A 12,566-nucleotide genomic window follows, 5' to 3' on the forward strand; every position below is an offset into this window, starting at 1 on the left:
TCTATATGTATATATTATAATAAGGTGTATTATAAGTTGTTCAGCAAGTCTGCCTTGCCATCATTAATCAACTTGATCACCAACTCTCCGAAGAGGGTGTTCTGCCATGCGAACCAAGGACGGGTATATTTAGAAGCATCATCCTTGTGGAAAGACTCATGGATGAATCCCATACCGGCATCAGTATTCAGCAGCATCTTCATGCAGAAACGAATCTCATCATCGCTCTGTGCGGTAAAGCACTTCATCATGATAGACATAGGCCAAGGCATGTCATAACCGATGTGTGGACCACCGATACCCTCGCCAGCTTTGCCACGGAAGAAGCAAGGATTGTCCTCACTCCAAACGAAACGGCGGGTGTTCTGGTAGATAGGGTCGTTCATAGGAACATCACCCATATATCCCATACCCAGGAGGGAAGGAACGTTGGAATCGTCCATCAGGAGCTGGTTGCCGAAACCATCTACCTCGTAAGCATAGATCTTGCCATACTTAGGATGGTTGTAGATAGCATACTTCTGCAGAGCAGTATGTACCTCATCGGCAAGACTGCTGCAATCCTGCGCAATCTTCAGGGCAGCATCTTTCTTTGCTGCATCCTTCTCTGCCACGTGCTTCAAGATTTCTGCTGCCTTGTTCATGGAAGAAACTGCCATGAAGTTGGATGGAATCAGGAATGGAAGAATCGTGGCATCATCAGAAGGACGGAACATGGAAGCAATCAGTCCTACTGGTTTTACCGGAGCGCCGAAGCCGTCCCAGCCGATGGTATCGAAAGCACGGTCAGAAACACGGGTAAAGTGATAAGCCTTGGCTGTCACCTTGCGCTGCTGCTCGTGGAAGGTCTTCAGGATATTCTCGATAGCCTTCATCCATACCTCGCCGAAAATAGAGTCATCGCCTGTCACCTTCCAGTATTCGTAGGCCAGGCGGATAGGGTAGCAGAAGGAGTCGATCTCATATTTGCGCTCGAATACATCCGGCTGCATCTTGGTGCGGTCTTTCTGCCATCCGGCACCGGTAGGGCCGTCATTGAAGGCATTGGCGTAGCGGTCGATGTTGATGCACTTCAACTGGCGGAGAATCACACCCTTCAGCATCTTCTTCAATTTTTCGTCCTTGTTGGCGAGGGCTACGTAAGGCCATACCTGGGCACCTGAGTCGCGGAGCCACATGGCTGGAATATCACCGGTATATACGAATGTATCATCATCACCATTTTCGAGCACACGGTAGTGAACGGTACTCTCCAGGGTGTTAGGATAGCAGTTGGCAAACATCCAAGCCAACTTTGGATTCTTCTTCAGGAGTTTCTGTACTTCCTTGATCTTCTTCTCTACAGCTGTAGAAGTGAAGAGGCGGTCCTCTACAGGAGGACGCTTTGACTCATATTTGCCGTTGACAGGGGTTACCACCTTGGTATAGCGTGCATGCACATCTACCTTGGCATTCTCCTGAGCCATAGCGCTCATAGAGGCAAGAAGAGCCATTGTTAAAATAGTCTTTCTCATTATTTATATGTTTTGTTAGTTAGTGCTTGATTCTTATGGACGGTCTGCTGGACGGGTTCCCCACTTCGATGGCTGGTTGCCCATCTGCAGTTCGAGGGTGCCGCCCTTCATGATGTCGTTATACATGATGTAAGACTTGCTGTATGGCTTGCCGTTCAACTTCACAGACTGTACGTACATGTTTTCCTTGCTGTTGTTCTTGCAGACGATGCTGAAGGTCTTGCCCTTGCCCACGTTCAGTTCAGCCTTGTCGAAGATTGGGCTACCGATGATGTACTTGCCGCCAGCTGGCTCTACCTGATAGAGACCTACGGAAGAAAGCACATACCATGCAGACATCTGACCTACGTCTTCGTTGCCGCTCAAACCGTCGAAGTCATCCTTGTACATCTCGTCCAGGGTCTGTCTGAGCAGACGAGCACCCTTCCAAGGCTGACCTGCATAGTTGTACATATAGAGCACGTGATGACTTGGTTCGTTGCCATGTGCATACTGACCGATCAGACCAGAGATGTCTGGAGATGCATTGTCGCCCATCTCACCGGTAACGATGAAGAGAGAGTCGAGCTTGGTCACGAATTTCTTTTCATTGCCGAAGAGCTTCACGAGTCCGTGAACATCATGTGGAACCAGCCAGGTATATTGCCATGCATTTCCCTCGGTATAGTCATCTTCACGATGCTCTGCTGCGAATGGGTTGAAAGGAACACGGAACTTGCCGTCAGAACCCAGACCGCGCATAAAGCCGGTCTCCTTGTCGAAGTACTTGCTGTAAGCCTTTGATCTGTTCTCGAAGTACTTGGCATCTTCCTTCTTGCCCAGCATGCGAGCTACCTTAGCCACGCAGGCATCAGCCAGCGCATATTCCAATCCCTTGGCTACGGTTTCCTTGGTAGGCTCCTTGTCGTATGGCAGATAACCGTACTTCTTGAGCAGTCCCATACCACGTTCATCGAGCATAGCCGACTGCTTCAAGGCTTCGTAGGCTCCTTCCTTATCCTTTACATAGCCCTTCAGTACCATATCGGCAAGAACTGGAATGCCAGGGTTACCCACCATACAGTTGGTTTCGTTACCCATCAGATGCCATACTGGCAACTTGCCCTGCTGGCGATAGATATTGATGAAGGTGCTTGCCATATCTGGCAACATGTCGGTATGGATCATGGTCATCAATGGATGAGCAGCACGATAGGTATCCCAGAGTGATAAGGTGGTATAATTGGTGAAGTTGCCGTCATAGACCTTGCCGTCGGCACCGCGATACTGACCGTTGACGTCTGAGAAGACAGATGGAGCGGTCATGGTATGATACATGGCTGTGTAGAAGATGCGGCGGGAGGTAGAATCGCTGGTCTCGATGTTCACCTTTGCCAATTCCTTGTTCCAGGCAGCATCTGCATCTGCTACTACCTGACGGAAATCCCAGCCCGGAATCTCTTTCTCCAGGTTCAGCTTGGCATTCTCTGCACTTACAGCCGACAAACCGGTCTTTACCAACAATGGCTTGGTGACATCAGCAGCGGTAATCAACCATCTGCCGGTGCCCAATGACTTCACGGTAACAGGCTGAGAGAATTCTGCAAAGAAGAATGCCTTCTGGTCGTTCGCCCATCCCTTGGAGAAACGGTGACCAGCCACGGTGGTAGCTGTAGTATTATCTACATTCATGTCCTTGGCTCCATCCCAGCCGATACCCTGCTTCAGGTCGAGTACTAGCTGTGCCTGTTGTGCATCAGCACCAAAGGTATAGCGCTGGAAGCCGGCACGCTGGGTAGCGGTCAGCTCCACCCATACATTAGGCTGTTGCAGTTTGACTGCATAGTATCCAGGACGCACGTTCTCGTTGTCGTGACTGAACTTGATTTCTTTCTGGTTGCCATCTGTTACGGGCAGGAATGCCACGTCGCCCAGGTCGCCGATACCGGTACCGCTCAGGTGCTGGTGTCCGAAACCGATGAGGATGGAGTCAGAATGATGATAGCCGGAGCACCAGTCCCATCCGCGGGATGGTTCTGTAGGACCTAGCTGGACATATCCGAACGGAACGTTGGCTCCGAAGAATACGTGACCGTGACCACCCGTTCCGATTCTTGGATTTACAAACTGGGTGAGATTGCTCGACTTAGCCTGTTGAGCAAGCGATACCTGAGTGTAGCCGCCGGCTAGCACGCAGGTCATCATTAAAAGATTTATAATTCTCTTTCTCATAATGCTATAGTAACATCTACGGAATAATTGAATAAATTAGGTTATTTGTAATAAAACTAATAATACTGCAAAGATACGAAAAAAATGGGAAAAACGGCACTATTCTATATATTTTTTAACTAAACTTTCATTGGATATTTTATTCATCGGATTACGCTGAGTTAACGGAACCTTAACTTCCCTCCTCGGATTACGCACGGATTTTAGACGGAAAGCGACCTCACGGTCGTAACGATACCCCTAAAAATGGGAAAGAATGCTCTTCCGATAATTCCGTGTAATCCGATGATGAAAAATGCTTTTATCTTATTTTTCTTTCTATGTGTTATTTTGAAATAAATATTGGTACTTAATCTTTCAAAATGAAAGATAAAATAGGCTCTTGTGTTTAAATATGTAATTATCTACCTTTTCTTAAGACAAAAGGTAATGAAAATCTTTTGTATATTGACAAAAAGTAGTAATTTTGCAGCCGAAACATAACAAAATGTTATTTGTTTTAGGTAAAAAGAGATAAAAATAACCGTAAAAGAAAGGAAAAGATATTATGTGTGGAATCGTATCTATCTTCAATATTCAGGAGCAAACTCCTGAATTGCGACAGCAAGCGCTTCGTATGAGTCAGAAGATCCGCCATCGCGGACCAGACTGGAGCGGAATCTACTGTGGTGGTTCTGCTATCCTGGCACATGAGCGTCTGAGCATTGTTGACCCGGAAAGTGGTCGCCAACCTTTGTTTGCACCAGACAAAAAGCAGGTGCTTGCCGTGAACGGTGAGATTTATAATCATCAGAATATCCGTGCCCGTTTTGCCGGCAAATACCAGTATCAGACCGGTTCCGACTGCGAGGTGATTCTTTCTCTCTATCGTGAGATGCGAGCAGATTCCGACTTTGATACCTTAATATATAAAGGTGAGGATGCGCTCCACGCCCGTATCTCCAAGATGCTTGAAGAGCTGAATGGTATCTTTGCCTTCGCCCTTTACGATGCTGAGCGTGATGAGTTCCTCATTGCCCGCGACCCTATCGGTGTCATTCCTCTTTATATTGGTTATGATAAGGATGGAAAGGTGTTGGTGGCAAGCGAGTTGAAGGCGCTGGAAGGTCAGTGCGACCACTACGAGCCATTCCTCCCAGGTCATTATTATTACAGCAAGAATCCTGGCATGAAGCGTTACTATACCCGTGATTGGTTTGAATACGCTGCCATGCAGAAGAAATATCAGATAGATGATACTCAGAAGGCTGAAGCCCAGCTGAAGGATGCGGAACCTCAGGAAAAGGCTGCGGTGAAGGAGATTCACGATGCCCTGGAGCTTCTGTAAAGCGCCAGCTGATGAGCGATGTTCCTTACGGTGTATTGCTGAGTGGTGGTCTCGATTCTTCCGTCATCTCTGCCGTAGCCGAAAAATTCTCTTCTACCCGTGTGGAGAACGGTGGCGAAACCAAGGCATACTGGCCTCGACTTCACTCCTTTGCCGTGGGCTTGAAGGGTGCGCCTGATTTGGCAAAGGCACGATTGGTTGCCGACCACATCGGTACCGTGCATCACGAAATCAACTACACCATCCAGGAAGGTCTGGATGCCATTCGTGATGTCATCTATTTCATTGAGACCTACGATGTTACCACCGTGCGTGCATCTACCCCGATGTATCTCCTGGCGAGAGTCATACGCAGCATGGGTATCAAGATGGTACTTTCCGGTGAGGGTGCCGACGAGGTATTCGGAGGTTATCTCTACTTCCACAAGGCACCGGATGCCAAGGCTTTCCATGAGGAAACCGTGCGCAAGCTCGGCAAGCTCTATCTCTACGATTGCCTGAGAGCCAACAAGAGTCTGGCGGCATGGGGCATCGAGGGCCGTGTGCCTTTCCTCGACAAGGAGTTCCTGGATGTAGCCATGGGTATGAACCCGGTATTGAAAATGTGTCCTGACAAGACTATCGAGAAGAAGGTGGTTCGTGAGGCATTTGCCGATCTGCTTCCGGAAGAAGTGGCATGGCGCCAGAAGGAGCAGTTCTCCGATGGTGTAGGTTATTCTTGGATTGACACCTTGAAGCAGATTACTGCATCAGCCGTCAGCGATGAACAGATGGCGCATGCTGCCGAGCGATTCCCTATCAATCCTCCTCAGAACAAGGAGGAGTATTATTATCGCTCTATCTTCGCCGAACATTTCCCTAGCGACAGCGCTGCCAAGAGTGTGCCTAGCGTGCCAAGCGTAGCCTGCTCTACAGCCGAAGCCCTTGCCTGGGATGCCTCTTTCAAGAACCAGAACGACCCTAGCGGCAGAGCCGTAGCGGGAGTTCATGAGCAAGCATATCAATAATAAAATAGTTAGAAATAACCGATATAAAACGAACAAGAAATGGAAAAAGGATTGTACAGTTCAGCCTATGAACACGATGCGTGTGGCGTAGGTATGGTGGTGAATATCCACGGTAACAAGAGTCATGAGCTGGTCGATAACGCCTTGAAGGTCCTCGAAAACATGCGCCATCGTGGTGCCGAGGGTGCCGACAACAAGACGGGTGATGGTGCCGGTATCATGCTCCAGATTCCACATGAGTTTATTCTTCTTCAGGGTATCCCTGTACCGGAAAAGGGAAAGTATGGTACAGGTCTTGTCTTCTTGCCTAAGGATGAGAAGAAACAGCAGGATATCCTCTCTATTATGATCGAAGAGATTGAACGTGAGGGACTTCAGTTGATGCACCTTCGCAATGTGCCTACCAATCCAGACTGTCTGGGTGAGGCTGCATTGAGCAACGAGCCTGCCATCAAACAGGTGTTCATTACAGGTGTAACAGATGATAAGGTGCCTGTCTTTGAGCGCACCCTCTATCTTATCCGTAAGCGTATCGAGAAACGAATCAGCGATCCTGATTTCTATATCTGTTCGTTGTCTAATTCGAACATCGTATATAAGGGTATGTTGAGCAGCCTTCAGCTGCGTCAGTACTATCCTGACTTGACTAATAATTATTTTACAAGCGGTCTGGCTCTGGTTCACTCCCGCTTCTCTACCAACACCTTCCCAACATGGAGTCTGGCTCAGCCATTCCGTCTCCTTGCCCACAATGGTGAGATCAACACCATCCGTGGCAACCGTGCCTGGATGAAGGCTCGTGAGAGTGTGTTGAGCAGCGAGGCTCTGGGCGATATCCGTGAGATTTCTCCTATCGTCCAGCCTGATATGAGTGACTCAGCCAGTCTCGACAATGTCTTCGAGTTCTTCGTGATGAGCGGTTTGTCTCTGCCTCACGCTATGGCTGTGATGGTGCCAGAGAGCTTCAACGACAAGAACCCTATCTCTGAGGATCTGAAGGCTTTCTATGAGTATCACTCTATCCTGATGGAGCCATGGGATGGTCCTGCCGCCCTGCTCTTCAGTGATGGCAGATATGCCGGTGGTATGCTCGATAGAAACGGTCTGCGCCCTGCACGCTACACCATCACCAAGAACGATATGATGGTGGTGGCTTCTGAGGTGGGCGTGATGGATTTCGACCCAACCGAGATTGCCGAGAAGGGACGCTTGCAGCCGGGTAAGATTCTCCTGATTGATACACAGGAAGGCAAGATTTACTACGACGGCGAAATCAAGGAGCGCCTGGCTGAGGCTCATACTTACCGCCAGTGGCTGAACACCAACCGTATAGAACTGGAAAAGCTGCGCAGCGGACGAAAAGTGGAAAATGGTGTGGAAAACCTCACTCGCAAGGAATTGGAGTTTGGTTTTGGCGAGGAAGACATCGACGGTACCATCATCCCGATGGCTACCAAGGGTCAGGAACCTACAGCTTCCATGGGTAATGATACTCCGCTTGCCGTACTCTCCGACCAGCCACAGATTTTCTTCAACTACTTCCGTCAGCAGTTTGCTCAGGTTACCAACCCTGCCATCGACTCCATCCGTGAGAACCTCGTGATGAGTCTTACCGAGTATATCGGTCGTGTGGGTTCCGGCATTCTGAACCCAGACGAGAGCAACTGCAAGATGGTTCGCTTGCCACATCCTATCCTGACCAATACCCAGCTGGATATCCTTCAGAATATCCGCTACAAGGGATTCAATACCGTCAAGCTCCACATGCTCTTTGAAACTGCCAAGGGCGAAGAAGGACTGCATGAGGCTTTGGATGAACTCTGCAAGCAGGCAGCACAGAGCGTGGATGACGGTTACAACTACATCATCTTGAGCGACCGTGGCGTGGATGAGACCCATGCCGCCATCCCATCACTGCTCGCCGTGAGCGCCGTACATCATTATCTGATTGATGCCGGCAAGCGTGTGCAGACTGCCCTCATCGTAGAGAGCGGTGAGATTCGTGAGGTAATGCACGCAGCCCTGTTGCTGGGTTACGGTGCATCAGCCCTCTGTCCATATTTGACATACGCCATTCTCGACGACCTCGTAAAGAAGGGAAAGATTCAGGAGGATTACCATACAGCCGAGCAGAACTACATCAAGGCTGTGAAGAAGGGCTTGTTCAAGATTATGGCTAAGATGGGTATTTCTACCATCCGAAGCTATCGTGGTGCCAAGATCTTCGAGAGCATCGGTTTGAGCGAGAGCCTCCTGAAGAGCTACTTCGGAACAGAGCTGAGCACCATCGGCGGTATCGGGCTCGAGACCATCGCCCGTGATGCCATCCGCCTGCACGACAAGGCATTCGAGACCAAGAAGCTCGACTTCCTGCCAAGTATGGGACAGTTCCACTACCGCAAGGACGGTATCAAGCACGCTTGGAACCCAGAGACCATCGCCACCCTGCAGCTCGCAACACGCAAGGGCGATTATGATCTCTTCAAGAAATATACACATCTCGTTGACGATAAGCAGGAGCCTATCTTCATCCGCGACTTCTTCAGTTTCCGCAAGAACCCTATCTCTATCGATAAGGTGGAGCCGGTAGAGGAAATCGTCAAGCACTTCGTTACCGGTGCGATGAGTTTCGGTGCCCTCTCCAAGGAGGCTCACGAGGCAATGGCACTCGCCATGAACGCCCTGGGTGCCCGAAGCAATACCGGTGAAGGTGGTGAAGATAACGAGCGATTCCATTCTACACAGGATGGCATCAGCTCTCCAGCAAGACCAAGCAGGTGGCTTCCGGTCGATTCGGTGTGACAACAGAATATTTGGTAAATGCAGAGGAAATCCAGATCAAGGTGGCACAGGGTGCTAAACCGGGTGAGGGTGGTCAGTTGCCTGGCTTCAAGGTCAACGAGGTCATCGCCAAGACCCGTCACTCTATCCCTGGCATCAGCCTGATTTCTCCTCCACCTCATCACGATATCTACAGTATCGAGGATTTGGCTCAGCTCATCTTCGACCTCAAGAATGTGAACCCTAAGGCGGCTATCTCTGTCAAGCTAGTAGCTGAGAGCGGTGTGGGTACCATCGCTGCCGGTGTGGCTAAGGCAAAGGCAGACCTCATCGTCATCTCTGGTGCTGAGGGTGGTACAGGTGCCAGCCCTGCATCCAGCATGCGTTTCGCTGGTATCTCTCCTGAAATCGGACTTTCTGAGACTCAGCAGACCTTGGTGAAGAACGGTCTTCGTGGTCAGGTTCGCCTGCAGGTGGATGGTCAGTTGAAGAGCGGTCGCGACATCATCCTGATGGCTCTGCTCGGTGCTGAGGAATTCAGTTTCGGTACTGCCGCCCTTATCGTTTTGGGTTGTGTCATGATGCGTAAGTGTAATCTGAATACCTGTCCTATGGGTGTTGCTACACAGGATCCTAAGCTCCGTGCGCACTTCCGTGGCAGCTACAAGTACCTTATTAACTACTTCCGCTTCCTCGCCGAGGAGGTTCGTGAGTATCTGGCAGAGATGGGTTACACCTCATTGAACGATATCATCGGTCATACCGAGCTCATCGTCCGCAAGAAGGATGAGGAGATTGTTCCTGTCGAGGGTGCTGATGCCGTAGAGCCAGAGGTGGCTAAGAGCATCAAGGAAAAGGCAGACTTGCTTGATTTCTCCCGCTTGCTGCATCGTGAGACAGGTCATTGCTCGCTCTATCATACTACCGAGCAGATTCATGATCTCGACAATGTACTCGACCAGCAGTTGATTCGTGGTGCACAGCGTGCCATCGAGAATCAGGAAGAGGTGAACCTCGATTTCGCCATCAAGAATACCGACCGTGCTGCCGGTGTGATGCTGAGCGGTATGATTGCCGGGAAATATGGTGAGGCTGGCCTTCCTGACAAGACCGTGAACGTGAAGTTCAAGGGTTCTGCAGGTCAAAGCTTCGGTGCCTTCCTGGTGAAGGGAGTGGATTTCAAGTTGGAGGGTGAGACCAATGACTATTTCGCCAAAGGACTCTCAGGAGGTCGTATTTCCATCCTTCCTCCTATCCGCAGCAACTTCTCTGCCGAGGATAACATCATCGCCGGTAACACTGGATTGTATGGTGCCACAAGCGGTGAGTTGTATATCAATGGTAAGGTAGGCGAGCGCTTCGGTGTTCGTAACTCCGGTGCCATCGCCGTGATTGAGGGTGCTGGCGACCACTGCTGTGAGTATATGACGGGCGGTAGAGTAGTAGTGCTCGGTGAAACCGGCCGTAACTTCGCCGCTGGTATGAGTGGTGGTGTTGCCTACGTATGGGATAAGAACCACAACTTCGATTACTTCTGTAATATGGATATGGTGGAGATCAACCTCGTGGAAGACAGCACCTATCGCAAGGAGTTGCACGAGCTGATCCGTCAGCACTATCTCTACACTGGCAGTAAGTTAGCCCGTACCATGCTCGACGACTGGAACCACTACGTAGAGGATTTCATCCAGGTAGTGCCAATCGAGTACAAGCGAGTTCTCCAGGAGGAGCAGGTAAAGAAGTTGCAGCAGAAGATTGCGGATATGCAGCGCGATTACTAATTTTAAAATTAGAAAAAAGATGGGAAATCCAAAAGCATTTTTGACTATACCTCGCAAGGAAGCAGGTTATAGACCAATTCACGATAGAATCCTCGACTTCAGCGAGGTAGAACAGACTTTGAATAGCAACGACCGCCGACAGCAGGCTTCCCGTTGCATGGATTGTGGCGTGCCTTTCTGCCACTGGGCTTGTCCATTGGGCAACAAGGCACCAGAGTGGAACGATGCCCTCTACAAGGGCGACTGGGAGTTGGCTTACCGACTCCTCAATTCCACCAACGACTTCCCGGAGTTCACAGGACGCATCTGTCCTGCACTCTGTGAGAAGGCTTGTATCCTGAATCTCATGGATCATGAACCAACCACCAACCGTGAGGATGAGTGCGCCATCGTGGAGCACGCCTTCTCTGAGGATTATGTGCATGTTGAGATTCCGGAGCGTAATGGCAAGACGGTGGCTGTCATCGGTGCCGGCCCTGCGGGATTGGTTGCTGCCAACCAGTTGAACCACAAGGGATATAAGGTAACAGTCTTCGAGGCACGTGAGAATGCCGGTGGCCTGTTGCGTTACGGTATTCCTAACTTCAAGCTCAACAAGAGCATCATCGACCGCCGTCTCCGTCTTCTCGAAGAGGAGGGCATCGAGTTCAGATACAATCAGCAGATTGACGTTACCAAGTTGCCGGAAGGCTTCGATGCCTACGTGATATCTACCGGTACACCGACAGCCCGCGACCTGAAGATTCCTGGAAGAGAGCTGAAGGGTGTTTATTTCGCCCTCGAACTGCTTTCTCAGCAGAACCGTATCCTCGCCGGTATGGAGTTCTCCAAGGATGAGCTGGTCAACTGCAAGGGTAAGGATGTATTGGTCATCGGTGGTGGTGATACCGGTTCCGACTGTATCGGTACGGCACATCGCCAGGGTTGCAAGAGCGTGACCCAGATTGAGATTATGCCTAAGCCAGTGGAGGGACCAGAGGATCCTAAGAATCCTTGGCCTAACTGGCCTCGCACCCTGAAGACCACTTCAAGTCATGAGGAAGGCTGTACCCGTCGCTGGAACATCAACTCTCTGGAGTTCCTGGGAAAGAACGGCAAGCTGACAGGCGTAAAGGTTCAGCCTATCGACTGGAAGCCAAACCCAGAGGGTGGTCGCCCACTGATGGTGGAGGCAGGCGAGCCGGAGATTATCAAGGCAGAGGCTGTATTCCTGGCAATGGGCTTCCTGAAGCCACAGCAGCCTGAGTTTGCCGAGAATGTCTTCGTGGCTGGTGATGCTGCCAGCGGAGCTTCTCTGGTGGTTCGTGCCATGGCAAGCGGCAGAAAGATTGCGGCTCAGGTAGATAAGTTCCTGAACAAGTAATATTCGGTTATTTTTAACTATAAGTGTAGGGAGGTAAACCTTGTGACGAGGTGAACCTCCCTTTTTTGTGCTCGGTAAGTGACTTACTTACGGGTGCTAAGTGACTTGCTTACGGGTGCTAAGTGACTTGCTTACGAGGTCTAGGTAAGATACTTATGGTGCTAAGGCGACTTGTCCCGGAATGACAGAGTGACACCGATGACAGCATTTTCTTAAAAAATCTCTCGCGTAGGCGGGCGGGAGGCTGATTGGAGAAATTTTTCCTGCCCGCCCGCGCGTAGGATTTTTTTAGAAAACAGGTGTCACCGCCGTCACTAGTGTCATCGAGTCTCTCTTTCTTTTCCTCTTCTTTTCTATTTATTAGACAACTGAAGTGTCTTCTTGTTTGGGCAGTTGATGCAGGTCAAGTTGGTTGACAAGGATATTTTCGTGAAAACGTTATCATTACCTCAGTTCGGGATAATAATCTCAGCCTAAAGGCTTTATAATGTTTTTATATAAGGGACACAGTGGCTTGGCAACCATCTATATATCTTGGATGGTTGCTGAGACAAAATCCTCATGTAAAATATGCAATGTTAG

3 protein-coding genes and 3 pseudogenes are annotated in these 12,566 nt (G+C 49.9%); 4 read left to right on the forward strand and 2 right to left on the reverse strand.

Annotation, left to right across the window (positions count from 1 at the left end; all coding sequences use genetic code 11):
- Positions 1–29 precede the first annotated feature (29 nt).
- Together DW830_RS03370 and DW830_RS03375 are read right to left on the reverse strand one after the other, a co-directional pair.
- Positions 30–1,514 (reverse strand): glycoside hydrolase family 125 protein, encoded by a 1,485-nt coding sequence (locus DW830_RS03370; protein ID WP_119248864.1) that lies wholly within the window; start codon positions 1,512–1,514, stop codon positions 30–32.
- Positions 1,515–1,547: 33 nt separating this feature from the next.
- Positions 1,548–3,725 (reverse strand): GH92 family glycosyl hydrolase, encoded by a 2,178-nt coding sequence (locus DW830_RS03375; RefSeq protein WP_119248865.1) that lies wholly within the window; start codon positions 3,723–3,725, stop codon positions 1,548–1,550.
- Positions 3,726–4,272: 547 nt separating this feature from the next.
- On the opposite strand from DW830_RS03375, the pseudogene asnB (DW830_RS17255) reads away from it, so the two are divergent.
- The 4 genes and pseudogenes from asnB (DW830_RS17255) to DW830_RS03390 form a co-directional block, all read left to right on the forward strand.
- A pseudogene (gene asnB / locus DW830_RS17255) lies at positions 4,273–4,936 on the forward strand (asparagine synthase B); the annotation flags it as partial.
- A gap of 83 nt (positions 4,937–5,019) precedes the next feature.
- Positions 5,020–6,059, forward strand: a pseudogene (gene asnB, locus DW830_RS17260) (asparagine synthase B); the annotation flags it as partial.
- A 39-nt stretch (positions 6,060–6,098) separates the two neighbouring features.
- Positions 6,099–10,621 (forward strand): annotated as a pseudogene (gene gltB, locus DW830_RS03385) (glutamate synthase large subunit).
- Between the two features lie 19 nt (positions 10,622–10,640).
- Positions 10,641–11,984 carry a glutamate synthase subunit beta gene (locus DW830_RS03390; RefSeq protein WP_119248866.1) on the forward strand — a complete coding sequence of 448 codons (1,344 nt, stop codon included), beginning with the start codon at positions 10,641–10,643 and terminating at the stop codon, positions 11,982–11,984.
- Positions 11,985–12,566: the final 582 nt, after the last annotated feature.

This window comes from Prevotella sp. AM34-19LB (assembly GCF_003468525.1).
Lineage (GTDB): Bacteria > Bacteroidota > Bacteroidia > Bacteroidales > Bacteroidaceae > Prevotella.

Excerpts from the sequence above, each read along its gene's own strand:
- DW830_RS03370 (WP_119248864.1), bottom strand. The coding sequence starts at position 1,514 with ATGAGAAAGACTATTTTAACAATGGCTCTTCTTGCCTCTATGAGCGCT.
- DW830_RS03375 (WP_119248865.1), bottom strand. The coding sequence starts at position 3,725 with ATGAGAAAGAGAATTATAAATCTTTTAATGATGACCTGCGTGCTAGCC.
- DW830_RS03390 (WP_119248866.1), top strand. The coding sequence starts at position 10,641 with ATGGGAAATCCAAAAGCATTTTTGACTATACCTCGCAAGGAAGCAGGT.